This is a genomic window from Bradyrhizobium sp. Ken01 (genome assembly GCF_055807355.1).
This window is the reverse complement of sequence record NZ_JBVVPC010000014.1, coordinates 16,792-41,664: the sequence shown is the minus strand read 5'-3', so window position 1 is coordinate 41,664 and position 24,873 is coordinate 16,792. Positions and strand designations below refer to the sequence as shown.

The following is a 24,873-nucleotide window of genomic DNA, read 5'->3' as shown; positions in this document are numbered from 1 at the left end:
GCCTGAGTCCCGGCGGCACTTTGGCCGCAATCATTGGTCCTCCCACCCATTTTCCCATGTTCACCATCGCCAGCCTCTGGATTCCCTTCACAGTCATTGCCGCGCTTGGCCAGGTCGCGCGCAATGCGATGCAGCGGTCGCTGACGAAGCCGCTGGGGACCTGGGGGGCGACCAATATCCGCTTCCTGTTCGGCTTCCCGTTCTCGCTCCTGTTCCTGGCAGTGGTGCTGGTCGCCACCGGCGATCATCTCGGCATGCCGCCTGGTGTGTTCTGGCCGTGGCTCCTGCTCGGCGCGCTGAGCCAGATCGTCGCGACCGGCCTGATGCTGCTCGCCATGAACGACCGCTCCTTCGTGGTGACGACGGCCTATTTGAAAACCGAAGCCATTCAGACTGCCATCTTCGGCTTCGTCTTCCTCGGCGATCATCTGACATGGCTCAAGGTACTTGCAATCGTGATCGCGACAATCGGCGTCGTCATCACCGCGTTGCGGCCCGGTGGCGAGAAGAGCTTTGCCGAACTGAAACCGACGATCACCGGCCTCGTCGCGGCCGCGGCCTTCGCGCTCTCTGCGGTCGGCTTCCGCGGCGCCATCATCAACGTGCCGGATGTCTCCTTCGTGACGGCGGCATCGTTCACGCTGGTGCTCGGCCTGTTCGTGCAGACGCTGATCCTGACGATCTATCTGCTCTGGCGCGCGCCGAAGGTGCTTCAGGCGATCCTGGGGCTTTGGAAACCATCGCTGCTCGCCGGCTTCATGGGCGCCTTCGCCTCGCAGTTCTGGTTCCTGGCGTTCGCGCTGACGGCCGCCGCCAATGTCCGCACCCTCGCTCTGATCGAGGTGCTGTTCGCGCAAGGTGTGGCGTACTACTCGTTCAAGCAGCCGATCGCGCCGCGCGAGGTTGTCGGCATCGCGCTGATCGTGATCGGCGTGGCGATGCTGGTGGGAGTCTAATTCCGATCTTCCGGCAGCGTCGGCAGCGGAGACACCTCGATGCCTTCGTCGATCAGCGACTTGGCCTCGTCGGGCGAGGCTTCGCCGTAGATCGGACGGTGCTCCTTGTCGCCGTAATGCATCGCGCGGGCTTCATTGGCGAATCGCTCACCGACATTGTCGGCGTTCTTCACGATGTGGTCACGCAGCTCTTTGAGCTTGGTGCGCAGCTCGCGCTCCTGCGCCAGCAACAGCGAGGTCGGTGCGGATTGCGCAGCCTCGGGCGCGGTCGTCGTGGCGGTGGGCTCAGGCGGTGGCGTGGCGCGTCCGCGGCCCTTCTTGCCAACGATGCGCGGCGCCATGATCGCCTTGTCGACCTTGGCCGAGCCGCAGATCGGACAGGTCACGAGCTTGCGCTTCACCTGAGAATCGTACGCGGCCGAGCTCTGGAACCAACTCTCGAAGTCGTGGCTCCGGTCGCAGCGGAGCGCGTAGCGGATCATGCCGATCCCCGCACCAGGTGCAGGTGGTCCGGCCCCGCCTTGGGGTCGGCGACGCCGAAGCGGCGACCGTGCTGGAGCGAGGGGATCGCGCGGCGCGCGGTCTCGACCTTGGCCGGATCGATTTTCGCCATGATGATCCCGGGCTCGACATCGCCTTCGGCGAGGATCTCGCCCCAGGGATCGATGATCAGCGAATGGCCATAGGTCTCGCGCTTGTTCTCGTGCAGGCCTGCCTGCGCCGCGGCGAAGATGAAGCAACCGGTCTCGATCGCGCGCGCACGCAACAATACGTGCCAATGCGCCTCGCCGGTCTTGCGGGTGAAGGCCGAGGGTACCGTGATGAAGTACGCGCCGCTTTCGGCCAGCGCGCGGTAGAGCGCGGGGAAGCGGACATCGTAGCAGATCGTCAGCCCGACGCGGCCCCAGGGCAGGTCGGAGATCACGGCCGTCTCGCCCGGCTGGTAATTGGCGGATTCGCGATAGCTCTCGCCGTCCGGCAGCTCGATATCGAACATGTGGATCTTGTCGTAGCTCGCGAGCACATTGCCCTCGGGCCCGATCAGGAACGAGCGGTTGACCGCTTTCTCGTCGGAAAAGCGCAGCGCCAGCGAGCCGGCATGGATGTGGATCTTCAGTTCGGCAGCGAGCGCCCGGTACGCCCTCAGCGAGTTATCGTCATCCTGGCTCTGGAGGTGCTCGAACAGGGCCTTGCGGTTGAGCTGCATCATGTTGCTGACTTCGGGCGTCTGCACGTAGTCGGCGCCATTGGCTGCAGCCTGGCGGATCAGCCTGGTGGCCTGCTCGAGGCTCGGCTCGGGCATCAGGCCGGTGCGCATCTGCACCATCGCCGCCGTGAACGTCCTGTTGTCGCTCATGACTCCGCCTTGACGCTTTCGAGCATGCCGTCGAGCTTGCCTTCGCGATCGAGTGCGTAGAGCTCGTCGCAGCCGCCGACATGGGTTCCGCCGATCCAGATCTGCGGGAAGGTGGAGCCCTCGCCGGAGCGATCGTACATCTCCTGGCGCCAGGACGGGTTCTTGGCGATATCGAACTCCGTGAAGGTCGCCTTCTTGCGGGTCAGCAGCGACTTGGCGGCGGAACAATAGCCGCAGCCCGGCCTCGTGTAGATCTCGACAGCAGCGGTCATTTGGTCTGGCGCTCTCATGTCATGAATTCATTGAATTATATGGGACTTCACCGGCTCTCGACAACCCGGGCAAACACCAGCACGTCCACTTGCGCTGCCTTGGCCCGGAGCAGGGCCCGTGCGCAGGCATCAAGCGTCGCACCCGAGGTCAGGACGTCGTCGATGAGGACAATGCGCCGACCCTGGACGTCCGCCTGGCGGTCGGGGGATACCTGGAATGCGCCCTGCACATTGGTGGCGCGCTGGGCCGTGACAGGCCGATCTGCTGCTCGGTCGCGCGTACCCGGCGCAGCACCTCAGCCTTCGCTTTCACCCCGCTCTGCCGCTCGATGATCCCCGCCAGCGCGCCGGACTGGTTGTAGCGGCGGCGCCAGGCCCTTCGCCAATGCAGGGGAACGGGCACCAGCATGTCGGCCTCGGCGAGCAGTTCGCCGCCCGCGCGCGCCATCCAGCGGCCCATGGCGGGGGCCAAATCCGTGCGGTCCTGGTATTTCAGCGCATGCACCAGGGTGCGCGCGACGTCGTCATAGCGCACGGCGGCGCGCGCCCGCTGGTAGGCCGGCGGGCTCGCGATCGCCTCCATCGACAGCATGTCGGGACCGGGATCGTACACAAAAGGAATGCCGAGCCGCGGGCAGTGGGGCCGTTCGATGAACGACAGCCGCGCCCAGCACGCCGCGCACACGCCCTCGCCGTCGACCGGCTCGCGGCAGGACACGCACAGCGTCGGCAGCGCGATGTCGAGCGCAAGCCGTGCCGCACGCGACAGCACGTGGCGGCCAGCCGTCCATGCGGCACGCAGGGGGGCGGCGATGGAACGAGAAGGGGCGTGAGCGGCTTCCATGGGACGAGGCTAGCGTTCTGTTTGGCGGCGCTCAAGCGGCTGGATCGGTCTCGTGCCCTGGATGCAGCGCAGCGCCACTTCGGCGGTGCGCTGCAGAGCCGGGGCCCATCTCGCCGCATCGTGCCATGTCGCCTTCTGGATCCCGGCTCTGCGGAGCGTCACTGCGTGCCGCAACCCGTCCGGGACATGGGAGAGGAGATTGCAATCATCAGCATGATCGGCGTAACCAGCGGCATGGCTCAAGACCCGCAAACCCCGCCTGCTTTGTTCGATCGTGCTTTGCTGCGCGCGCGACAGCGCCGCGCGCAGGCGCAAGGTGCCGTGAGTTTCCTGCTGGATCGGGCCGCCGAGGACATGTCCGACCGGCTGGCGGCGGTGATGCGGGAGTTTCACACCGCGGCCGATCTCTGGACGCCCGGCGAGGGTCTCGCGGTGCTGCGCGCGCGGCTGCCCTCGATCGAGCGCATTGAGCTCGATGCGTCGGGTGCGGAGAAGCTGCCCTTTGCGCCGGAAAGCCTCGATCTCGTGGTCTCGGCGCTGGCGCTGCAATTCGTCAATGATCTGCCGGGGGTGCTTGCGCAAATCCGTCGCGCGCTGAGGCCGGACGGCCTGCTGCTGGCGGCGATGATCGGCGGCGACAGCCTGACCGAGCTGCGCCAGGCTTTTGCCGCCGCCGAGGCCGAATGCGAGGGCGGTGTTTCGCCGCGTGTGGCGCCGTTTGCCGATTTGCGCGACATCGGCGCGCTGTTGCAGCGGGCGGGGTTTGCGTTGCCGGTCACCGATGTCGACCGCGTCGTGGTGCGCTACGCCAACGCGTTCGCGCTGATGCAGGATATCAGGCGTATGGGCGCCACCAATGTGCTGATCGAGCGGCGCCGCACGCCGAGCCGGCGATCGACGCTACTGCGGATGGCTGAAATCTACGCGGAACGCTATGCCGATGCCGACGGCCGCATCCGTGCGACATTCGACATCATCTGGCTCTCCGGCTGGGCCCCGCATGCGAGCCAGCAGCAGCCGCTCAAACCGGGATCGGCGAAGGCGAGCCTGGCGGAGGCGGTGAAGAAGGCGGGGAAGGATTAATCCTCATGGTGAGGAGGCGCGTCAGCGCCGTCTCGAACCATGCAGGCCCCGCTCTCATCCGCAGCCATCCTTCGAGACGACCGCTGCGCGGTCTCCTCAGGATGAGGTCCGAGCTCACATCAGCAGATCGATCAAATGCGGGATCAGCGGAATGTCCGCGGGCGGCATGGGATAGTCGCGCAGCTTGTTGGCGCGAACCCAGGCCAGGGTCTGGCCTTCGCGTGGCGTGACCTGTCCCTCCCAGCGCCGGCAGATGTAGAGCGGCATCAGGAGGTGAAAGGTCTCGTAGCCGTAGCTCGCGAACGTCAGCGGCGCCAGGCAGGGCTCGGCGACGGTGATGCCGAGCTCCTCGTGGAGTTCGCGGATCAGGCTCTGTTCCGGCCGCTCGCCGGGCTCACACTTGCCGCCGGGAAATTCCCAGAGGCCGGCCAACGTCTTGCCCTCGGGGCGCTGTGCGATCAGGACGCGCTTGTCGGTGTCGACCAGCGCGCAAGCCACCACGAGCGTCAGTTTGAGATCAGCCATGCCTGGAATTCCGCTCGCCTGAAGGATCATCCGCAACGGTTGGTTAACCCTGTTACGGCCCGTGTTTCCGAGGTCTCCATAAGTCATATTTAATCCACGGTTCCTAGAGTGGAAACGCTGAAACCATTTCGGGCCAGATCCATGCGCGCTGAGTGTCGTACCATCTTCCGTCGGTTCGTCCGCGACCGGCGCGGCAATGTCGCGGTGATCTTCGCAATCTGCTGCGTCCCCCTGATCACGTTCATCGGCACCGCGATCGACTACTCCCGCGCGACGCAGGTCCGGGCGAAGCTTCAGGGCGCGGCTGATGCGGCCAGCGTCGGTGCGCTCGCCAAGGCATCGCCGGGGTTTATCGCCGCGGGCTCGATGACCACGGACGGCACGATCACGGTCGGCGTCGACGACGCCCAGAAAATCTTCGATGCCAATCGCGCCAACCTGACCGGCTATACGCTCAACAGCGTCACCCCGACCGTCGTCAAGACCGGCTCGACCATCAACTCGACCGTCTCGTTCACCGCCACCATCAACACCATGTTTCTCGGCCTGATCGGCAAGACCACACTGACCATGAGCGGCACGTCGTCGTCGACGGCCAACATGCCGCTCTATGTCGACTTCTATCTCCTGCTGGACAATTCTCCGTCGATGGGCGTCGCAGCGACACCGACCGACATAACGAATTTGCAGGGAAAGACGGGTGGATGTGCATTCGCCTGTCACGACACCACCAAGGCCGCCGGCACAAGCAACTACGACATCGCCAAAGCAAATGGCATCACGACCCGAATTGACGTGGTGCGCCAGGCGAGCGCGAACCTGATGGACACAGCCCAGAGTACGCAGACCTATTCGAACCAGTTCAGAATGGCGATCTACGATTTCGGCGCTTCTTCAGCGACGATCGGATTGAGAAATCTGTTCGCGCTCTCTTCGAGCCTGAGCTCCGCCAAGACGGCGGCGGGAAACATCGACCTGATGGCGGTTGCCGGTCAGAATGACGTCTATACTATCGACAAAGATACTCCCTTCACCACTATTTTTCCCGCAATCAATACCGCAATCGCCTCGCCTGGAGCAGGTACGTCCGCCTCACCGCTGAAGTATCTGTTTTTTGTATCCGATGGGGTCGCTGACGAAGCCAACTCGGGCACGACGATGTGTAGTGTCTCTTCTTCTTCGTATCCTCTCGCATCATCGAACCGCTGTCAGTCGCCGATCAATCCGGCGCTCTGCACGACCATCAAGAACCGCGGGATCAAGATCGCGGTGCTGTACACGACATATCAACCGCCTACTGACGGCTGGTACAACACATGGATATCGCCCTTTAACGCCGGGCCGTGGGGGCCGTCTCCGAACAGTAAGATCGCGCAGAACATGCAGAGCTGCGCGTCGCCGGGATTCTATTTCGAGGTTAGCCCCACCCAGGGCATTTCGGACGCGATGAACGCGCTGTTCAAGAAGGCACTCGCCGATGCGAGGATCGCGGGGTGATTTTGATCACCCCGCCCGATTGCGGGTTAAGAGGACTCACCATGAGTCCGGCTACGACCTGTAATCCCCGTTGATCGCGACATACTCCTTGGTGAGGTCGCAGGTCAGCACGCGGTCGCGGCCCTTGCCGAGGCCGAGCGAGACCTTGATCGCGATCTCCGGCGCCTTCATCGCTTCCGACACCTGCGCCTCGTCATAGGACGGATCGCGCGCGCCGCTCCTGGCGACGCGGATACCGTTGAAGGAGATCGAGAGCTTGTCGCGGTCCGCCGGCTCTCCGGCCTTGCCGACCGCCATCACCACGCGGCCCCAATTGGCGTCCTCGCCGGCGATCGCGGTCTTCACCAGCGGCGAGTTCGCGATCGACATCGCGATCTTGCGCGCCGAGGCCTTGGTCTTGGCGCCCTCGACGGTGATCTCGACCAGCTTGCGCGCGCCTTCGCCGTCGCGGGCCACCTGCTCGGAAAGATTGGCGAGCACCTGGTTGAAGGCCTTGACGAAGGCTTTCAGGCGCGGATCGCTGGCGCGGCTGATCTTCGGCGCGCCGTGTTCTGCGGCAGCACCGGTGGCAAAGGCCAGCAGCGTATCCGAGGTCGAGGTGTCGCCGTCGATCGTGACCGCGTTGAACGTGTCCTCGACGCCGCTCTTGAGCAGCGCCTGCAGCGCGCCAGGCGCGATCGGTGCGTCGGTGAAGATGAAGGACAGCATCGTCGCCATGTCGGGGGCGATCATGCCGGCGCCCTTGGCCATGCCGTTGATCGTGACCTTGGCCTTACCGAGCTTCACGGTCGCGGTTGCGACCTTCGGGAAGGTGTCGGTGGTCATGATCGCCTTGGCGGCGGCGAGATAATCGCCGGCCTCGGCAGTTTCAGCGAGCCGACCAAGCACGCCGTCGAACTTGGTCGCATCCAGCGGCTCGCCGATCACGCCGGTCGAGGCCAGGAAGATTTCTCCCTCGGTGCAGCCGACGGCCTTGGCCGCGATCTTGGCGGTCAGCGCGGTGGAGCTGCGACCGGTCTTGCCGGTGAAGGCATTGGCGTTGCCGGAATTGACCACCAGCGCGCGCGCCTTCCCGCCCTTCAGCTTGGCGCGGCACCATTCCACCGGCGCGGAGGGGCATTTCGACTTGGTGAAGACGCCGGCGACCGCGGTGCCCTTGTCCATCACCGCCAGCAGCACGTCGGTGCGGTTCTTGTAGCGGATGCCGGCCTCGGCCGTCGCGAGACGGACGCCCGCGATCACGGGCATGTCGGGAACGTGTTTCGGGGCGAGGGGAGAGACGGAGGAGGACATCGCGGGCGCCTTGATGGGATCTGGATATGCAGATGCCCGGCGCGGGGGCCGGGCATCACAAAGGCTTAGATACTCTTCACGTCACCGAAGTGACAGCGAATTCTTACTTCTTCGCGGGCGGCGCCATCTTGCTGTCGGACGGCTTCGCATCGGCAGGCTTGGCATCGGCAGGCTTGGCCGCATCAGCCGGCTTGGCGTCCTTGTTGGCCGCGTCCGCCGGCTGGTCCAGCCGCTCGACCTTGGCTTCCGCGCGCAGCTTGGCGACGTAGTCGGCCTGGGCCTTGCGGGTGACATACTGCTCGATCTGCGCCTTGACCTGCTCGAAGTCCGGCGCCTTGCGGTTGCGCTTTTCCTCGACCTTGATGACGTGCCAGCCGAACTGCGACTTCACGGGGTCGGAGATCTTGCCCGGCTCCAGCGCAAAGGCGACCGCCGAGAATTCCGGCACCATCTGCTCCTTGGTGAAGAAGCCGAGGTCGCCGCCGTCGGCCGAGCCCGGATCCTTGGACTTCTTCTTGGCCAGTTCGGCGAAATCCGCGCCCTTGTCGAGCTCGGCCTTCACGGCTTTGGCCTCGTCCTCGGTCTCGACCAGGATGTGGCGGGCGTGCACTTCCTGCTCGCCGGTGATCTGCTTGGAGGCCTCCTCATAGACCTTCTTCATGGCATCCGGGGTGGTCGCGGCCTTGCCCTCGCCGGCGAGCAGGCTGTCCATCAGCAGGCGGTTGCGGGCGAACGCGAGCCGCTTCTTGAACTCCTCGCCGTCGGCGACCTTCTTGTCCTCGGCGGCCTTGCCGACGATCTTCATGTCGATCAGGAAGGACAGGACGTTCTCGTCCTTGGTCGCCGGGTCCATCTGGGCGAGGCTCGGCCCGAGTTCCTCCTCGGCCATGGCGACGTCGCTCTTCTTGATTTCCGCGCCATTGACCTTCGCCAGCACCGGATCGTCGGCAGCCCGGCCGGGACCCGCGATCAGCGCCAGCGCAAGGCAGCCCACGAGGGCGGTGGCGAGGCCGAAGCGCAGGCCGGTTTTGGTTACCGGGAACGAGGTGGTCATGGAAAATCCTTTTGTTGAAGCAGGGGGCTGCTCGAGCGGGGCGGACACTCGCCCAATTCAGGGGGCCTTGGCAACGCGAAAAGTCTGTCAAAATGATGAATTAGCCGCAATGCACCCGCCGTTGACAAGGCCCTGACCGGGCCATATCTCTGCCCGGTCGCGTCCATGCGATGGCGTTTATTTTGCTGCGTTTTTGGCCGTTGAACCCAGACTTGCCCAACTCCCACCCATATGGCGGATGGACCCCCCGCAGTCCGGGCTCCGGCGCCCAGCAGGCGTCACGGTGAGTTGATAGGCAGGCGGGTGACAACCTCTTGGCTGCAACGCGAACGCGGTTGAATCGCGAACACAGGAACTAAGCATGATCGGCGCGCTCGCCCGCAAGTTTTTCGGCTCCGCCAACGACCGGCGGGTGAAGGGATATCAGTCCCGCGTCAACGCGATCAACGCGCTGGAGCCCGAGGTCTCGAAGCTCTCCGACGAGGCCCTCAAGGCCCGCACCGTCGAGTTCAGGAAGCAGCTCGCCGAGGGCAAGACCCTGGACGACCTGCTGGTCCCCGCTTTCGCCACGGTCCGTGAAGCCGCCAAGCGCACGCTCGGCCAGCGCCATTTCGATGTCCAGCTGATCGGCGGCATGGTGCTGCACGAGGGCGACATCGCCGAGATGAAGACCGGCGAAGGCAAGACCCTGGTCGCCACGCTCGCGGTCTACCTCAACGCGCTCGCCGGCAAGGGCGTCCACGTCGTCACCGTCAACGACTACCTCGCCCGCCGCGACTCCGGCTGGATGGGCCAGATCTACGGCTTCCTCGGCCTGACCACCGGCGTGATCGTGCACGGCCTCGACGATTCCGAGCGCAAGACGGCCTATGCCTGCGACATCACCTACGGTACCAACAACGAATACGGCTTCGACTATCTGCGCGACAACATGAAGTACCGGCTCGAGGACATGGTCCAGCGGCCGCACTTCTACGCGATCGTCGACGAAGTCGACTCCATCCTGATCGACGAAGCGCGCACGCCGCTGATCATCTCCGGCCCGCTCGACGACCGCTCCGACTTCTACAACACCATCGACGGCTTCCTGCCCAAGCTCGACAAGTCCGACTACGACGTCGACGAGAAGCAGCGCACGGTGACGCTGACCGAAGCCGGCATGGAGAAGATCGAGACGCTGCTGCGCGATGCCGGCCAGCTCAAGGGCGAGTCGCTCTACGACGTCGAGAACGTCTCCGTCGTGCACCACATCAACCAGGCGCTGCGCGCCCACACGCTGTTCACGCGCGACAAGGACTACATCGTCCGCGACGACGAGGTCATCATCATCGACGAGTTCACCGGTCGCATGATGCAGGGCCGCCGCTATTCCGAAGGCCTGCATCAGGCGCTGGAAGCCAAGGAGCACGTGCAGGTCCAGCCGGAAAACCAGACGCTGGCCTCGATCACCTTCCAGAACTATTTCCGGATGTACGAAAAGCTCGCCGGCATGACCGGTACGGCGCTGACCGAAGCCGACGAACTGTTCGACATCTACAAGCTCGAGGTCGTGGAGATCCCGACCAATTTGCCGGTCGCCCGTCTCGACGAGGACGACGAGGTCTATCGCACCCAGAACGAGAAATACGCCGCGATCCTGGCCGAGATCGAGCGCGCCAATGCGCGGCTGCAGCCGGTTCTGGTCGGCACCGCGTCGATCGAAAAGTCGGAAGTGATCGCCGAATATCTCAAGAAGCACGGCTATCGGCAGATCGATTTCGGCAACGAAAATTCGATGCAGAAGCTGTACGCCGCGGCCCGCGCCGGCAAACCGGCAAAGCTGTTCGCGGTGCTGAATGCGCGCTTCCACGAGCAGGAAGCCTACATCGTCGCGGAAGCCGGCGTACCCGGCGCGATCACGATCGCGACCAACATGGCCGGCCGCGGCACCGACATCAAGCTCGGCGGCTCGCTCGAAATGCGGATCCAGCAGGAGGCCGCTTCGATCGAGGACGAGGCCGAGAAGGCGAGGAAGATCGAACAGATCAAGGCCGACATCGAGCACTTCCGCGACATCGTGCTGAAGGCCGAGGAAGAGGTCGAGATCGAGCCGGCGAAGGGTTCGAAGCCCGCCAAGACCGTGAAGAAGCCCGGCGGCCTCTACATCATGGGCTCCGAACGCCACGAATCCCGCCGCATCGACAACCAGCTCCGCGGCCGTTCCGGCCGTCAGGGCGACCCCGGCCGCTCGAAATTCTTCCTGTCGCTGGAAGACGATCTGATGCGCATCTTCGGCTCGGATCGCCTCGACAGCATGCTGCAGCGTCTCGGCCTGCAGGAGGGCGAGGCCATCATCCATCCCTGGATCAACAAGGCGCTCGAGAAGGCGCAGCAGAAGGTCGAGGCGCGCAACTTCGACATCCGCAAGAATTTGCTCAAGTTCGATAACGTCCAGAACGACCAGCGCAAGGTGATCTTCGACCAGCGCGTCGACCTGATGAAGGACGACAGCGTCGCCGAGACCGTCGCCGACATGCGCCACGCCTTCATCGACGACCTCGTCGCCAAGCACGTGCCCGAGCACGCCTATGCCGAGCAGTGGGACGTCGCGGGCCTGAAGGAAGAGCTCAAGCGCGTGCTCGATCTCGACCTGCCGGTCGAGGACTGGGCCAAGGAAGAGGGCATCGCCGACGAGGAGCTGCTCACGCGCATCGAGACCCGCGCCGACGAGCACATGGCCGCAAAGGTCGCGCAATGGGGTCCCGACGTGATGCGTTACGTCGAGAAGACCATTCTGCTGCAGACGCTCGACCATCTCTGGCGCGAGCATCTGATCATGCTCGACCATCTGCGCCAAGTCATCGGCCTGCGCGGCTACGGCCAGCGCGATCCCTTGCAGGAGTACAAGACCGAGGCGTTCAACCTCTTCCAGGAGATGAGCGCGCATCTGCGCGAGGCCGTCACGGCGCAGCTGATGCGGGTCGAGATCGTGCCGCCGGAGCAGGAAGCCCCGGTGCTGCCGCCGATGGAAGCGCACAAGTTCGACCCGAACACCGGCGAGGACGAAATGGCGCTCGCCAGCGTCACGCTCGGAGCACAGGCCACCGACGCCGCGTTGCGCGATCCCAAGAACCCGGCCAGCTGGGGCAAGATCGGCCGCAACGAGGATTGTCCGTGCGGCTCAGGCAAGAAGTACAAGCACTGCCACGGGCGGTACGCGTAAGGTTTGAACGTGAGGCGCCGACGTCGGCGCCGCACTCTCCACTGTCGTCGCCCGGTCTAGCCGGGCGACCCAGTACGCCGCGGCCTCTCGGTTCAAATCACATGGGTCTCTGGAATACTGGATCGTCCGATTAAATCGGGCGATGACAGCGAGTATGTGGCACGCAGCTCCATCTCCATCGTCATCCCGGCGAAGGCTGGGACCCATTTCCCCCGTGAGAGGTTAAGGCAGCGAGCTGCTAACCCGCGCGGGTTTTCGCCAAACTAGGTTCTGGGGTAATGGGTCCTGGATCGGCGCTCCGCTTCGCTGCGCTTGTCCAGGACGAGGCGTATCGAGAGAGCCGGCTAGACGTACCGCCTCAATTCGAGCTGTCGATCAAGCTCTCCAGCAGCCGCTTCAATTCGCTCGTCGATTTGTCGCCGTAGCTCTCCAGGATGTGCTCCTCCTGGTCGACCGCGAGCGAGTTGAGCTTCTTGCTCAGCACCTTGCCGCGATCGGAGATGAACATCAAAACCTTGCGGCGGTCGTTCGGGTCCTGCACGCGGTAGACCAGCGTGTCCGAGACCATGCGGTCGATCATCTTGGTCAGCGTCGGATGATTGAGCAGCACGGCATCCGCCAGCTCGCCCATCGAATGGCCGTTGCCATCCGACAGCACTTTCAGGATGCGCCACTGCTCGACGGGCACGCCTTCCTTGCTCAACCGCAGTTCCAGCTGCCGGTTGATCTCCCGGTTGGCTTGCGCGAGCAGGTAGGCGAGGTGTTCGGTGATCGGGGTGTTCGGTTTTGCCACGGCTAAGACTTTGTCTTGACCCAAATGAGTGAATGTCTTGCAATCGATGCTGCATCTATATGCACTTCAATTCTTGAATATTCAATATTTTCAAAATAGGATATTGCTCAACAAAAGGGCGGGTGCCGCGGCCGCCTGCTGAATGAGCTTTCAAGTCTGGTATCAGACAGGAGTTGGCGTGCGCCCGACGGTAAACTTCCCGGCTCACGGCGGTCCGGCGTTACCGCCGTCCTTGCTGTTCAGGAATCTGTCGCCCGCGGCAGCGGATTTCGACCGGTCGCCGGTTGACGCGCATTTCATGAAGCGCCGCGGCGCACACAACAAGCTCCGCATCGGCGGCTTCATCTGCTGCACCGGCTCGCCCGGCGTTTGGGGCCCGTGCGCGACAAGCAGCGCGCAGCTCGCGGTCGCCGAGATCAACAAGCGCGGCGGCATCCTCGGGCGCGAGATCGAGCTTTCGATCTACGACGCCGGCGGCCCGCTCGACGAGATTCTGAGCCGCGCCGAGCAGGCGATCGCGTCCGATGAGATCGATCTCATCGTCGGCTTGCACACCAGCGCGGTGCGCGTGGCACTGCGCAAGGTCACCACCCGCCACCGCATCCCCTACATCTACACACCCGTTTACGAAGGCGGCGAGCAGACGCCGGGTGTCATGGCGATCGGCGAAACGCCGCGCTGGCAGAGCCGCCCCTCCATTCACTGGCTCGCCGACGTCAAGAAGGCCGCGCGCTGGTACCTGATCGGCAGCGATTATGTCTGGCCCTGGCAGTCGCACCGCGCGGTGAAGCGCTACATCAAGGAAGCTGGCGGCCATGTCGTCGGCGAAGAGTTCGTTCCCCTCGGCGAAGACAACCACGAGCCGCATCTGGAGCGCATCCGTGCCGCGAGGCCGGACGTCGTCCTGATCTCGTTGATCGGCACCGACAGCATCACGTTCAATCGCGCGTTCGGCGAATGCGGCCTTGGTGCCACGACGCTGCGCCTGGCCGGGGCGATGGACGAGACCGTGCTGCTCGGAATCGGCGCCGACAACAGCGAGAATCTGTTCTGCGCCTCCGGCTATTTCCCCGGCATCGGATCGCAGGCCAATGACGACTTCCAGAGCCGCTATCGCGCGATGTTCGGACCGAACGGGCCCCCGATCGGGTCGCTCGGTCAATCCAGCTATGAGGGACTGTGCTTCCTCGAAGCTGTGGCGAACAAGGCGGGCACGTTGGCGATGGGACCGATGCTCGCGGCCGGCCGCAACATCGTCTATGGCGGCGCGCGGGGCCCCGTCACCGTCAGGAATGGTCATACCCGGATGCAGATGTATCTCGCCGGGGCGGATGGCCTCGATTTCAAGCTGATCAAACCGATCTGATGCCGGCGCGGCCATCTGCAAACGCCCAAATCCAAAATAATACTTGAAAAGGAAAATATTTCCGTCTGTAATATCGAGGTGGAGCCGATGGGCGCGCGCCGTGCACGCGCGCCTATGAGCTCCAATGCCAGGGATTCCAATTCCAGGGATCAAGAAGCCTTTGAGGAGAGCGCCGTGACAGTTGTCCTTCCCACCCCAGCCCAATTGCGCAGTGTCGCTGACCAGTGCGGCCTTTCGCTGACCGACGACGATGTCGCCTCGTTCCGCGGCCTGATGCAGGGCTCGATCGAAGCCTACAATCTCGTCGGCGCGATGCCGGACGAGGTGCCGGAGGTCAAATATCCGCGCACGCCGGGCTATCGGCCCTCGCCGGAAGAGAACCCGCGCAACGCCTGGTATCGCAAGTCGACCGTGAAGGGTGCGGCGAGCGGCAAGCTCAAGGGCAAGACGGTCGCTCTCAAAGACAACATCATGCTCGCCGGCGTCCCCATGATGAACGGCTCGGCGACGCTCGAAGGCTACGTGCCCGATTTCGACGCCACCATCGTCACCCGCATGCTCGATGCCGGCGCCGAGATCGCCGGAAAAGTTCATTGCGAATCCTTCTGCATGTCCGGCGGAAGCCACACCAATGCGGTCGGCGCCGTCCACAATCCGCACAAGATGGGCTATTCGGCCGGCGGCTCGTCGTCAGGCTCAGGCGTCGTCGTCGCACTCGGCGAGGTCGACATGGCGATCGGCGGCGACCAGGGTGGTTCGATCCGCATGCCGTCCTCGTTCTGCGGCACCTACGGCATGAAGCCGACCTGGGGCCTCGTGCCCTACACCGGCATCATGCCAATCGAGGTGTTCGTCGATCACACCGGCCCGATGACGGCGACCGTCGCCGACAACGCCCTGCTGCTCGAAGTGCTGGCCGGCGACGACGGCTACGATCCCCGCATCAAGGCGCCCAAGGTCGAGGAGTACACCAAGGCGCTCGGCCAGGGCGTCAAGGGCATGAAGATCGGCATCCTCAAGGAAGGCTTCGAGCAGGCGAATGCCGAAGCCGCCGTGAACGAGAGCGTGCGGGAGGCCGCAAAGCGTTTCAGGGATCTCGGCGCCACGGTCGAGACCGTTTCGATTCCGATGCATCTCATGGGCCCCGCGATCTGGACGCCGATCGGCACCGAGGGCATGACCCAGACCATGATGTATGGCGACGGCTATGGTCTGTCCCGCTCCGACCTCTATTCGACCACGTTGATGGACTTCCATCGCGGCTGGCGCCGGCAGGCGGATTCCCTGTCCGAGACCACAAAGCTGTTCCTGCTGCTCGGCACCTACATCAACAATACTTTTGGTCCCCGTTACTACGGCAAGGCCCTCAACATCTCCCGCCGCCTGACCGCGGCCTACGACAAGGCCTTTGGGGATTACGACCTGCTGCTGCTGCCGACCACGCCCATGAAGGCGACGAAGCTGCCGGAGCCCACGGCCAGCCGCGAGGACTATGTCGCGCGCGCGCTGGAAATGATCTCCAACACCGCGCCGTTCGACATCACCCATCATCCGGCGATGTCGCTGCCCTGCGGCATGGTCGACGGCCTGCCCGTCGGCCTGATGCTGGTCGGCCGCATGTTCGAGGAATCCACCATCTACCGCGCCGCCCACGCCTTCGAGCAGATCGGCGACTGGAAGAAGATGTGAGCGAGGCATTGATGCGGGCCAACGGAACAGGGAAGCGTTTTCGGACGCGTCAAGACAACAAACCGGAGCCCCGTTCCGATTCCATCGGAACGGAAAAGGCTCCGGCGCATGGCTAACGCGTTCGTCGCGGCGTTCGAGATCCTGAGCTTCGGTGCGATCATCGTCCTGATCGTGCTGGGGCTCGGGATCATCGCCAGCATGATGGGCATCTTCAACTTCGCGCAGGGCGAGTTCGTCCTGCTCGGGGCCTATATCACCTATCTCGCCTACGCCAAGGGCCTGCCGATCTGGGCCGGCATGGTCGCCGCGCCCTTCGTCGTCGGCGCGCTCGGCTTCGTGCTGGAGGCGCTGATCATCCGACGCTTCTACGCAGCTCCCATCGTCGCCATGCTCGGCACTTATGCGCTCGGCCTGATCATCCGCGAATCCGTGCGCGGCCTGATCGGCGGCTTCTATCTTACCGTGCCGGAGCCGATCGGCGGCTCGATCGACATCGGCGCCATGCACATCTCGGCCTGGCGCTTCACCATCATCGTCATCACGGCGCTGGTGATGGGCGGCTGCTATCTGCTGCTGGCACGCACCAGCTTCGGCCTGCGCGTGCGCGCCACGCTGGAAAATCCGTCGCTGGCACGCGCCTCCGGAATCTCCACGCCGCTGATCTACGGCGCCACCTTTGCGTTCGGCGCGGCACTTGCCGGTCTTGCCGGCGCGCTGATCGTCCCCGTGTTCAGCCTGTTCGCCGATCTCGGCCTGCGCTTCCTGATCCAGGGCTTTGTCGCGGTCATGGTCGGCGGCGTCGGCTCCTTCATCGGGCCGGTCGCGGGCGCCGGCCTCATCGGTACGCTCAGTGCCGCGCTGCCCTGGGTGATGGCGCCCGTCGTGGCCGATGTCCTCGTCTTCGTTCTCGCCATCGTTTTCATCAAATTCCGGCCGCAGGGCCTCATCGCTGGAAAAGGGGTTTAGTCACATGTCCGATCGCACTCAGCTCTCCCGCCGCCGCTTCCTCTCGAATTTCGCCTTTGCCTCCGGAGCGGTCGCAACCGGCGTCGGCAGTTGGGTGATCCCGGCGCCCTGGGCCAATGCGGCCGAAGCCCCGATCAAGGTCGGCATCGCCACCGACCTCACCGGACCGATCGCCTACGCCGGCAATGCCGACGCAAACGTCGCCAAGATGGTGATCAAGGAGATCAACGCCGGCGGCGGCCTGCTCGGCCGCCCGCTCGAGCTCTATATCGAGGACACCGCCTCGAACGAATCCGTCGCGGTCGGCAACGTCCGCAAGCTGATCCAGCGCGACAAGGTGGATATGGTGCTCGGCGGCATCACCTCGTCGATGCGCAACGCGATCAAGGACCCGATCGTGGCGCGCGGCAAGACGCTCTACATTTATCCGCAGCTGTACGAAGGCAAGGAGTGCACGCCCTATCTGTTCTGCACCGGGCCGACGCCGGCGCAGCAATGCGACGAGTTCATTCCCTGGCTGATCAAGAACGGCGGCAAGAAGTTCGCGCTGCCGAGCGCCAACTACGTCTGGCCGCACACGCTCAACGTCTACGCCCGCAAGGTGATCGAGGCCAACGGCGGCGAGGTCGTGTTCGAGGAATATTATCCGCTCGACCAGGTCGACTTCTCCTCGACCGTCAACCGCATCATCTCCAACAAGGTCGATGTCGTCTTCAACACCGTCATCCCGCCGGGCGTCGGCCCGTTCTTCAAGCAGCTCTATGAAGCCGGCTTCCTCAAGAATGGCGGACGGCTGGCCTGCGTCTACTATGACGAGAACACGCTCAACATCAATCAGGCCGCCGAGATCGAGGGCCTCGCCAGCTGTCTCGACTATTTCAAGGTGCTCACCAAGGAGAACCCGTTCGACGCAAAAATCCAGGCGGCCTACGAGAAGGATTTCCCGGGCAACTTCCTGTTTGCCGCCGGCAGCGCCGCCACCGGCACCTATCGCGGCCTGAAGCTGTGGGAAGCCGCCGTCAAGGAAGCCGGCAAGATCGACCGCGAGTCGGTCGCGGCTACACTCGATCACGCCAAGATCGCCGAAGGCCCGGGCGGACCGGCCGAGATGGTGCCGGGCAAGCGGCATTGCAAGATGAAGATGTACACCGCGGTCGCCAAGGGCGGGAATTACGAGATCGTCGGACGCAGCGACGGGCTCGTCGATCCCAAGGAATGCTAGGGTCGAATGCCGAAAGCGATGGGCGCAGCGAAGCAGGCAGTCCCCGCCGAGATCGGCGGGGAACAGAACATCGCCATGGTTGAACACGGATCAGCAGGGGTAACTGGTTCGCAGCGAAAAATCCTGCCGATTGTGGAGGGCGTGGTGCTCGTCGCGGCGCTGTTCGCGCCGCTGGTGCTGCAGGACTATCTCACGGTGTTTGCAACGCGGGTGATCATCCTCGCGCTGTTCGCGCTCTCGTTCGACCTGGTGTGGGGCTATGCCGGCATCATGAGCTTCGGCCAGGCGCTGTTTTTCGGTTCGGCCGGCTATGGCGTGGCGCTGCTCGCGCGCGACCTCGACATCACCAACATCTTCCTGGTGCTGCCTGCGGGCACCATCATCGGCCTCACCTTCGCGCTGCTACTGGGCGGCTTCCTGCTGCTGGGGCGGCATCCCTCCAGCGTGATCTTCGTCTCGCTGGGCACGCTGACCGGCTCCTACGCCGCCGACCGGCTCGCGCGTGGCTGGTACTATCTCGGTGGCCAGAACGGCATCCCCTCGATCTCGTCGATGACCCTCGGCAGTTACGAATTCTCGGAAGGGCCGCCGTTCTATTATCTCGTGCTTGGCCTTCTTGTCGTGGTCTACCTGCTTTGCCGTTTTCTGGTGCGCTCGCAGTTCGGGTTGGCGCTCGCGGGATTGCGCGAGAACGAGCAGCGTATCGCCTTCTTCGGCTACAAGGCGCAGCACCTCAAGGCGATCATCTTCGCGATCGGCGGCGCGGTGGCGGGTCTTGCCGGCAGCCTTTACGCCTTCCACGAAGGTTTCGTCTGGCCCAACATGGTCGGCGTCGTCGTCTCGACGCAAGTGGTGCTCTATGTGCTGTTCGGCGGCTCCGGCACGCTGATCGGCGCCGTCATCGGTGCCGTCATTGTCGAGGGCGTCAGCTTCTGGCTCTCGGACAATTACCGCGAGGTCTGGCCGATCATCCTCGGTGTGCTGCTCCTGCTCGTGATCTTGTTCCGGCCGCTCGGCCTGATCAGTTTCGTGCTCGGCGAGCGCGAGCGGGTCGGCAGCTTTGGTGCCAAATCCAGGAAGACCGGGAAGGAGAAGCGCGATGCCGCTCCTTGAAGCCACCGGCGTCAAGAAGATCTTCGGCAAGCTCACCGCGCTCGATGGCGCCACGCTCACTGTCGGCGAGAACGAGTTTCACGGCCTAATCGGCCCGAACGGCTCCGGCAAGAGCACGCTGATGAAGTGCATTGCCGGCGCCGAGGTGCCGACGCAGGGCAAAGTGAGTTTCATCAATACCGACATCACCGCGTTCACGCCGACCGAGCGTGCCCGCGCCGGCATGAGCCTGAAATTCCAGATCACATCCGTGCTGCCGACGCTGACGCTCTACGACAACATCCTGCTCGCGCTGCAGGCGCAATCCTCGCTGTTCGATCTCGTGTTCTCGCGCACCCGCGGGCTCCTGCACGATCAGGTCATGACCATGCTGACGCAGTTCCGCCTGGCCGATCGCGCTTTCGACGCGGCGGCGGCGCTGTCGCACGGCCAGCAGCAATGGCTGGAGATCGCGATGGCACTGGCCGGAAAGCCGAAACTGCTGCTGTTGGACGAGCCCACCGGCGGCATGAGCCTGGAGGAGCGCCGCGTTACCGGCGAATTGCTGCAGCCGATCAAGAAACATTGCTCGCTGGTCATCGTCGAGCACGACCTCGATTTCATCCGCGACATCTGCGATCGCCTCACCGTGCTCGACCAGGGCAAGGTGCTGGCGTCCGGCACGGTGTCGGAGATCCAGGCCAACAAGGCCGTCCAGGAGATCTATTTGCGCCGTGCCTGAATTTTTGGACATCAAGCATCTCGACGCCGGCTATGGCCGCAGCCAGGTCCTGTTCGACGTCAACCTCGGCATTCCCTGGCGCGGCGGTGTCGCCGTGCTCGGCCGCAACGGCGCCGGCAAGACCACGCTGATGAAGACCATCGTCGGCGAGCTGCCGGCGTGGAAGGGCGAGGTCGCCTTCGACGGCCGCGACATCAGCCGCCGTGCGACCCAGGAGCGGGTGCGCGCCGGCATCGGCTACGTGCCGCAGGAGCATTCGGTGTTCGCGCGCCTCTCGGTGCGCGACAATCTCGCGGTCGGCTCGCTCGCGAGCAGAAAAGCCGACGCGGTCGACCACGTGCTGACCATCTTCCCAAAGCTCGGCCAGCGCCTCGACCAGCCCGCCGGCACGCTGTCCGGCGGCGAGCGCAAGATGCTCGCGATCGGCCGCGCCATGCTCGGCGATCCAAAACTGCTTCTGCTCGACGAGCCGACCGAGGGCGTCTGGATCGGCGTGATCGAGGAAATCACCGAGCGCCTGATCGAGCTCGCGAAAACCATCGCCGTCATCATCGTCGAGCAGCACCTCGATCTCGCGCTGCGCGTTGCCGACTACGCCTACGTGCTCGACCGCGGTCGCGTCGCGCTGCAAGGCGAGGCCGGCGAGGTGAGGGGCAATCCGGAGCTGCTGCGCTATCTGGCGCCGTAGGAGAGCGCGCGTGAAGCGCGTCGCTCTCACACCGAACTCGGCTGTCATGCCCCGTGAAGGCGAGGCATCCAGTAAGCCGCAGCTTCTCGATCGATAAGGGGTGCCTCTGGAATACTGGATTCCCCGCATTCGCGGGGAATGACGGCGTCAGGCTGGGATGAATCGAAGAGATTAAGCGGAGCGCCCGCTTACTTCACCGCCCCAAAGCGGCTGTCGAATGAGTTCGACTGCACCACCGGCGCGGCTCCCATGATCTGGGTCGCTTCACCCGCGCCATCAGATACCGACGGCTTCAGCGTCGGGCGGGTCGCGGCGAGGCGGGTGTCGGGCTTCGCTGGCTCGGCGGGCTTGGCAGCGGCAACAGCCGGCTTCGGCGCATCCTTCGCTGCATCCTTGGACTTGTCGTGTCCCGGCACGAACCGGGTCACCGCGGCTTTCAGCCGGGACGCTGCGGTCGGCGGCGTCGTGGTCGCGGCAACGGATGCCGTGGCCTGTGGCGGCGGCGTGGTTGCCGTGGCGTCGGCGCTGCCCATGCCCATCTTGCGGCCGAGGCTGGAGAAGAAGCCGGATTTCTCCGCCGGAGCTGCGGTGGCGATGCGGGTGTTGGCGGCGGGCGCGCTGACAGCGACGACCGGCTCCTCCTGCGGCGAGGGCGCGGCTGCATCGAGATTCGGCTTCGGCGGATTGACGTGTCCGGGGATCGTGCCCGGCGCCTTCGCCATCGCCAGCATCTGGAGCGTGGTGCCTTCGGCGCCCTCCGACAGACCAGTCGAGCCTTCCGGAATTTTCGCGGCAAAGATCTTGTTCATGCCGCCGTCGATGCCGGTGTTCATGCGCGCAACGGGCGTGCCGCGCGAAACCAGCTTGTTGTACTCGGCCTGGTCGCGCTGGTCCTTCTCGCGCACGGCGCTGACGATGTCCTCGGGGATCACATAGGCCGGGCACTTTGCCGAGGCGTCGAACACCGGATCACGCTTGGCGTCAGGCGCCTTCGCCGCGTCGAAGACGTATTTCTTCTCGCAGAAATCGACTTTCGGCTCCTGCCGCGTCACCTCGAAATGATCATAGCCTTCCTTGATCATCTTCCAGAACGGCATGTTCGGATTGTTCCGGTGCTTGGCCATGTTCACCGGCGTCATCTTGAACGGATAGGCCTGCAGCTGGAACGCCTTCTGGCCGCCGAAGAAGGACTCGCGTCCGAGCGAATAGATCTCGGCGATCTGCTCGTCCGTCATCGCGTAGCAGCCGCGCGACGAACAATCGCCATGCACCATCAGCTGCGAGCCGCTGCGGCCCAAGGCCTTGTCGAACGCGTTCGGATAGCCCGTGTTGAACGACAAATAGTACGCCGACTGCGGATTCATCTGGCCCGGATTGATCGAGTAGAATCCTTCCGGCGCCTGGCGGTCGCCTTCGCGCACCTTCGGGCCGAGGTCGCCCGACCAGCGACAGATCGGATAGGTCTTGAGCAGCGCGAACTGGCCGTTGCGGGTCTGCTTCCAGACCTCGAGCTCGGCCTCCTGCTTGAACAGGCGCACCAGGATCGGGGATTGCAGGTCCATGTTCTTCTCGACCATCGCGGCGAGAAGTTTTGGCGGCACCGGCTGGTTGGCCTTGGCATTCGTCGCAAGCGAAACCTGGTCGGTATCGCAGCCGGCCAGCACAAAGCTGGCGGCAAGCGCCACCGAAACCAGAAACGCGCGAGCAAGCGAACGAGAAATCAAGATGGACCCCACACCGTCCAGAGCATCGCGCGCAAACCCCAATCTTGAAGCATGATCCGACCGGAAACCCGGACCCGTCGCGACGGGCTTTTTCGCAATCACGCTCCAGCGCTTATGCCCTGAAGCCATTGATTAAAATTCTAACCTCTGGGTCATGTGGTCGCAACCCGAACGGGGATCACGAGCCCGTTGGCCCAAAGGCGTGGTCAACGAAGACTTAAACTGGGCCGTAACTTGGGCCTCGCGGCCAAACCGGTACAGAGATCGCTGATTTGGGCAAAAAAAGGGTTAACGCGGGGTTACCGGGGCTCTTCACCTCCCCGCTTGCGGGGAGCGCACCGCCGCTGCGGGCCCCAAACCGCCCGAATCAGCCCAGTTTCCGGCCGATATCGAGGAATTTCTGCCGCCGATGCTTGCGGATGGCGTCGCCGTCCAGACCCCGCAGCTCGTCAAAGGCCTTGGCGATGGCGTCGCCCGTGGTGGCGATCATGGCGGCGGGGTCGCGATGGGCGCCGCCGACCGGCTCCTTCAGGATGCTGTCGATCACGCCGAAGCGGAGCATGTCTTGGGCGGTGATCTTCATGTTGTTGGCGGCTTCCTGCGCCTTGGAGCCGTCGCGCCAGAGGATCGAGGACGCCGCCTCGGGCGAGATCACGCTGTAGATCGCGTGCTCCAGCATCAGGACCTTGTTGGCGGTGGTGATGGCGATGGCGCCGCCCGACATGCCCTCGCCGGTGATGATGGCGACGTTCGGCACGGTCAGCGCCATGCAGGCGTCGGTCGAGCGCGCGATCGCCTCGGCCTGGCCGCGCTCTTCCGCACCGATCCCGGGATAGGCGCCGGCGGAATCGGCGAGCGACAGCACCGGCAGGCCGAACCGCTCGGCCATCTCCATCAGCCGCACGCATTTGCGATAACCCTCGGGCCGCGCCATGCCGAAATTATGCTTGATGCGGCTCTCGGTGGAATCGCCCTTTTCCTGGCCCATCACGCAGATGGCCTCGCCGCGGAAGCGGCCGAAGCCGGCCACCAGCGCCTCGTCCTCGCCGAACTTGCGGTCGCCGGCGAGCGGGGTGAAGTCGGTGATCAGGCCCTTGATGAAGTCGTTGAAATGCGGCCGCTGCGGATGCCGGGCGACCAGCGTCTTCTGCCACGGCGTCAGGTTCAGATAGAGGTCGGCCATCGCCTGCGCCGCCTTGTCCTCGATCCGACCGATCTCCTCGGCGATGTCGCTGCCGGAGGCCGCAAGCGTCCGCAATTCGTCGAGCTTGGAATCGAGCTCGGCGACGGGCTTTTCGAAATCGAGATAGCTGCGCATCTGGTCTGGCATCAACTCAATATAGGGAGAACGGGGCGAAGCGGCGAAGCGGATTCGATGTCGCGGTAAGAAGTGTAGATTCGTCAATGAGTTGGCTTGTGTGCTCGCAACGAGCCCAGGCCAAATCATCGTGAGGCCCCGGCTCTTTCTGCGGAGATGTGGCCGAAGTCAAGGCGGTTTCGGGCTGTGGCCTGTAGCCGGGCTACAGTAGCCTCATTTCTCCGCCAGCGGGTGCAGGTCGCGGACCAGGCTCTTCAGCCGCTCCTCGACCACGTGGGTGTAGATCTGGGTGGTCGAGATGTCGGTGTGGCCGAGCAGCGTCTGCACGATGCGCAAATCGGCTCCGTTGTGAAGCAGGTGGCTGGCGAAGGCGTGGCGCAGCACGTGCGGGGAGACCAGCCGGGCCTGGAGCCCCGAAGCGACCGCAAGCTCCTTCAAGTCGCGGGCAAAATGCTGCCGCGTCAGATGTCCGCTCTCGCCGAACGACGGGAACAACCATTTCGAGGCCGCCACGCTGTTCTTCTTGTTGTCTGTCTTTGCCGTCTCCGTCGCCGCGAGATAATCGGCCATCGCCTGGCGCGAGGCTTCGTTGAGCGGCACCAGCCGTTCCTTGTTGCCCTTGCCGCGCACCACGATCATGCGGGCGTCGCGCTTGGCGGCCGTGCGCGGCAGCGCCACCAGCTCGGAGACGCGCAGGCCGGTGGCGTAGAGCACCTCGAGCAGGCAATAGAGTCTCAGGGCGCGCAGCCGTTTCGAGGGCGAGGCATCCTCCGCCTCGCTCAATTCCTTGGCGCGGCGGAGCATGCGGTCGACGTCGGCAATCGACAGCACCTTCGGCAGGCCACGGCCGCGCTTGGGGCCGGACAGGATCGCCGCGGGATCGTCGGTTCTGATGCGTTCGTTCAGGAGGAAGCGATAGAGATGCCGCATCGCCGACAGCCGTCGCGCGACGCTGGTGGACTTGAAACCGCGCGTGTCGAGATCGGCGAGATAGTCGCGCAGCGTCTGTGTTTCCGCGTCCGCGAATGCATGGCCGACGCGGCCGAGAAACTCGGAGAAATCGGTGAGGTCGCGGCGATAGGCATCGAGCGTATTGGGGCCGGCGCCCTGTTCCGCCGCGAGCATGTCGAGGAACAGGCCGGTGAGTTTTGTGTCCGAGGGCTTGCTGGCGGAAGATCTGGCACGCATGC

Annotated in this window: 21 protein-coding genes and 1 pseudogene; 11 read left to right on the top strand and 11 right to left on the bottom strand. The window is 64.3% G+C overall.

The annotated features are described in order from the left end of the window. The first annotated feature begins 56 nt into the window (after positions 1-56). Complete coding sequence (locus AC0L3S_RS15945; RefSeq protein WP_473279742.1) at positions 57-956, top strand: EamA family transporter; 900 nt, start codon at positions 57-59, stop codon at positions 954-956. On the opposite strand, the gene AC0L3S_RS15940 is transcribed toward AC0L3S_RS15945, so the two are convergent. The 4 genes and pseudogenes from AC0L3S_RS15940 to AC0L3S_RS15925 form a co-directional block, all read right to left on the bottom strand. Further along, complete coding sequence (locus AC0L3S_RS15940; protein ID WP_473279740.1) at positions 953-1,438, bottom strand: DUF1178 family protein; 486 nt, start codon at positions 1,436-1,438, stop codon at positions 953-955. The two genes, AC0L3S_RS15945 and AC0L3S_RS15940, sit on opposite strands and share 4 nt — an antisense overlap. Continuing rightward, on the bottom strand, positions 1,435-2,313 hold the full coding sequence (locus tag AC0L3S_RS15935; protein WP_473279738.1) for a carbon-nitrogen hydrolase family protein: 879 nt from the start codon (positions 2,311-2,313) through the stop codon (positions 1,435-1,437). The genes AC0L3S_RS15940 and AC0L3S_RS15935 overlap by 4 nt, the downstream gene beginning before the upstream one ends. Beyond that, on the bottom strand, positions 2,310-2,585 hold the full coding sequence (gene grxC / locus AC0L3S_RS15930) for a glutaredoxin 3 (protein ID WP_007604552.1): 276 nt from the start codon (positions 2,583-2,585) through the stop codon (positions 2,310-2,312). The genes AC0L3S_RS15935 and grxC overlap by 4 nt, the downstream gene beginning before the upstream one ends. 47 nt (positions 2,586-2,632) lie before the next feature. Beyond that, a pseudogene (locus AC0L3S_RS15925) lies at positions 2,633-3,429 on the bottom strand (ComF family protein). Between the two features lie 213 nt (positions 3,430-3,642). Between AC0L3S_RS15925 and AC0L3S_RS15920 the strand changes: the two are divergent. Beyond that, on the top strand, positions 3,643-4,512 hold the full coding sequence (locus AC0L3S_RS15920; RefSeq protein ID WP_473279881.1) for a methyltransferase domain-containing protein: 870 nt from the start codon (positions 3,643-3,645) through the stop codon (positions 4,510-4,512). Positions 4,513-4,626: 114 nt separating this feature from the next. Here the strand turns inward: AC0L3S_RS15920 and AC0L3S_RS15915 are convergent, their stop codons facing one another. Beyond that, positions 4,627-5,037, bottom strand: a complete 411-nt coding sequence (locus AC0L3S_RS15915; RefSeq protein ID WP_473264238.1) for a (deoxy)nucleoside triphosphate pyrophosphohydrolase — start codon at positions 5,035-5,037, stop codon at positions 4,627-4,629. A gap of 141 nt (positions 5,038-5,178) precedes the next feature. On the opposite strand from AC0L3S_RS15915, the gene AC0L3S_RS15910 reads away from it, so the two are divergent. Further along, the gene (locus tag AC0L3S_RS15910; RefSeq protein ID WP_473264239.1) at positions 5,179-6,534 is read left to right on the top strand and encodes a TadE/TadG family type IV pilus assembly protein; all 1,356 of its coding nucleotides are present in this window, start codon (positions 5,179-5,181) and stop codon (positions 6,532-6,534) included. Positions 6,535-6,585: 51 nt separating this feature from the next. On the opposite strand, the gene argJ is transcribed toward AC0L3S_RS15910, so the two are convergent. Together argJ and AC0L3S_RS15900 are read right to left on the bottom strand one after the other, a co-directional pair. Next, positions 6,586-7,827 (bottom strand): bifunctional glutamate N-acetyltransferase/amino-acid acetyltransferase ArgJ, encoded by a 1,242-nt coding sequence (gene argJ, locus AC0L3S_RS15905; RefSeq protein ID WP_473279736.1) that lies wholly within the window; start codon positions 7,825-7,827, stop codon positions 6,586-6,588. 103 nt (positions 7,828-7,930) lie between these two features. Further along, complete coding sequence (locus AC0L3S_RS15900) at positions 7,931-8,881, bottom strand: peptidylprolyl isomerase (protein WP_473279734.1); 951 nt, start codon at positions 8,879-8,881, stop codon at positions 7,931-7,933. Positions 8,882-9,242: 361 nt separating this feature from the next. Between AC0L3S_RS15900 and secA the strand changes: the two genes are divergently transcribed. Then, the gene (gene secA, locus AC0L3S_RS15895) at positions 9,243-12,083 is read left to right on the top strand and encodes a preprotein translocase subunit SecA (protein WP_473279732.1); all 2,841 of its coding nucleotides are present in this window, start codon (positions 9,243-9,245) and stop codon (positions 12,081-12,083) included. A gap of 358 nt (positions 12,084-12,441) precedes the next feature. Here the strand turns inward: secA and AC0L3S_RS15890 are convergent, their stop codons facing one another. After that, entirely contained in the window at positions 12,442-12,876 is a 435-nt protein-coding gene (locus AC0L3S_RS15890; protein WP_007599198.1) for a MarR family winged helix-turn-helix transcriptional regulator, read from the bottom strand. Between the two features lie 178 nt (positions 12,877-13,054). On the opposite strand from AC0L3S_RS15890, the gene AC0L3S_RS15885 reads away from it, so the two are divergent. The 7 genes from AC0L3S_RS15885 (at position 13,055) to AC0L3S_RS15855 (ending at position 20,641) form a co-directional block, all read left to right on the top strand. Beyond that, entirely contained in the window at positions 13,055-14,242 is a 1,188-nt protein-coding gene (locus tag AC0L3S_RS15885; protein WP_473264243.1) for a substrate-binding domain-containing protein, read from the top strand. 174 nt (positions 14,243-14,416) lie between these two features. Further along, the gene (locus tag AC0L3S_RS15880; RefSeq protein ID WP_473264244.1) at positions 14,417-15,931 is read left to right on the top strand and encodes an amidase; all 1,515 of its coding nucleotides are present in this window, start codon (positions 14,417-14,419) and stop codon (positions 15,929-15,931) included. 108 nt (positions 15,932-16,039) lie between these two features. Beyond that, a complete protein-coding gene (locus AC0L3S_RS15875) occupies positions 16,040-16,897 on the top strand; it encodes a branched-chain amino acid ABC transporter permease (protein ID WP_275172720.1) in 858 nt (285 codons plus the stop codon). A 4-nt stretch (positions 16,898-16,901) separates the two neighbouring features. Next, positions 16,902-18,119 (top strand): substrate-binding protein, encoded by a 1,218-nt coding sequence (locus tag AC0L3S_RS15870; RefSeq protein WP_007599205.1) that lies wholly within the window; start codon positions 16,902-16,904, stop codon positions 18,117-18,119. A 6-nt stretch (positions 18,120-18,125) separates the two neighbouring features. Continuing rightward, complete coding sequence (locus AC0L3S_RS15865; protein WP_473279730.1) at positions 18,126-19,232, top strand: branched-chain amino acid ABC transporter permease; 1,107 nt, start codon at positions 18,126-18,128, stop codon at positions 19,230-19,232. After that, positions 19,219-19,953: an ABC transporter ATP-binding protein gene (locus tag AC0L3S_RS15860; protein ID WP_473279728.1), complete on the top strand. Its 735-nt coding sequence runs from the start codon at positions 19,219-19,221 to the stop codon at positions 19,951-19,953. Before AC0L3S_RS15865 ends, AC0L3S_RS15860 begins: the two co-directional genes overlap by 14 nt. Beyond that, positions 19,946-20,641, top strand: coding sequence for a branched-chain amino acid ABC transporter ATP-binding protein (locus AC0L3S_RS15855; protein ID WP_007599215.1), 696 nt, complete (start codon positions 19,946-19,948; stop codon positions 20,639-20,641). Before AC0L3S_RS15860 ends, AC0L3S_RS15855 begins: the two co-directional genes overlap by 8 nt. A 188-nt stretch (positions 20,642-20,829) precedes the next feature. Here AC0L3S_RS15855 and AC0L3S_RS15850 read toward each other — a convergent pair whose 3' ends face one another. From AC0L3S_RS15850 to xerD, 3 genes are all read right to left on the bottom strand, one after another. Beyond that, positions 20,830-22,365 carry a L,D-transpeptidase family protein gene (locus AC0L3S_RS15850; RefSeq protein WP_473279726.1) on the bottom strand — a complete coding sequence of 512 codons (1,536 nt, stop codon included), beginning with the start codon at positions 22,363-22,365 and terminating at the stop codon, positions 20,830-20,832. Positions 22,366-22,732: 367 nt separating this feature from the next. Then, the gene (locus tag AC0L3S_RS15845) at positions 22,733-23,695 is read right to left on the bottom strand and encodes an acetyl-CoA carboxylase carboxyltransferase subunit alpha (protein WP_473279724.1); all 963 of its coding nucleotides are present in this window, start codon (positions 23,693-23,695) and stop codon (positions 22,733-22,735) included. A 201-nt stretch (positions 23,696-23,896) separates the two neighbouring features. Next, positions 23,897-24,871, bottom strand: a complete 975-nt coding sequence (gene xerD / locus AC0L3S_RS15840; RefSeq protein ID WP_473279722.1) for a site-specific tyrosine recombinase XerD — start codon at positions 24,869-24,871, stop codon at positions 23,897-23,899. Between the last annotated feature and the right edge of the window lie 2 nt (positions 24,872-24,873).

Coding starts and splice junctions, on each gene's coding strand:
- AC0L3S_RS15945 (WP_473279742.1), top strand. CDS start 57: ATGTTCACCATCGCCAGCCTCTGGATTCCCTTCACAGTCATTGCCGCG.
- AC0L3S_RS15940 (WP_473279740.1), bottom strand. CDS start 1,438: ATGATCCGCTACGCGCTCCGCTGCGACCGGAGCCACGACTTCGAGAGT.
- AC0L3S_RS15935 (WP_473279738.1), bottom strand. CDS start 2,313: ATGAGCGACAACAGGACGTTCACGGCGGCGATGGTGCAGATGCGCACC.
- grxC (WP_007604552.1), bottom strand. CDS start 2,585: ATGACCGCTGCTGTCGAGATCTACACGAGGCCGGGCTGCGGCTATTGT.
- AC0L3S_RS15920 (WP_473279881.1), top strand. CDS start 3,643: ATGATCGGCGTAACCAGCGGCATGGCTCAAGACCCGCAAACCCCGCCT.
- AC0L3S_RS15915 (WP_473264238.1), bottom strand. CDS start 5,037: ATGGCTGATCTCAAACTGACGCTCGTGGTGGCTTGCGCGCTGGTCGAC.
- AC0L3S_RS15910 (WP_473264239.1), top strand. CDS start 5,179: ATGCGCGCTGAGTGTCGTACCATCTTCCGTCGGTTCGTCCGCGACCGG.
- argJ (WP_473279736.1), bottom strand. CDS start 7,827: ATGTCCTCCTCCGTCTCTCCCCTCGCCCCGAAACACGTTCCCGACATG.
- AC0L3S_RS15900 (WP_473279734.1), bottom strand. CDS start 8,881: ATGACCACCTCGTTCCCGGTAACCAAAACCGGCCTGCGCTTCGGCCTC.
- secA (WP_473279732.1), top strand. CDS start 9,243: ATGATCGGCGCGCTCGCCCGCAAGTTTTTCGGCTCCGCCAACGACCGG.
- AC0L3S_RS15875 (WP_275172720.1), top strand. CDS start 16,040: ATGGCTAACGCGTTCGTCGCGGCGTTCGAGATCCTGAGCTTCGGTGCG.
- AC0L3S_RS15870 (WP_007599205.1), top strand. CDS start 16,902: ATGTCCGATCGCACTCAGCTCTCCCGCCGCCGCTTCCTCTCGAATTTC.
- AC0L3S_RS15865 (WP_473279730.1), top strand. CDS start 18,126: ATGCCGAAAGCGATGGGCGCAGCGAAGCAGGCAGTCCCCGCCGAGATC.
- AC0L3S_RS15860 (WP_473279728.1), top strand. CDS start 19,219: ATGCCGCTCCTTGAAGCCACCGGCGTCAAGAAGATCTTCGGCAAGCTC.
- AC0L3S_RS15845 (WP_473279724.1), bottom strand. CDS start 23,695: ATGCCAGACCAGATGCGCAGCTATCTCGATTTCGAAAAGCCCGTCGCC.
- xerD (WP_473279722.1), bottom strand. CDS start 24,871: ATGCGTGCCAGATCTTCCGCCAGCAAGCCCTCGGACACAAAACTCACC.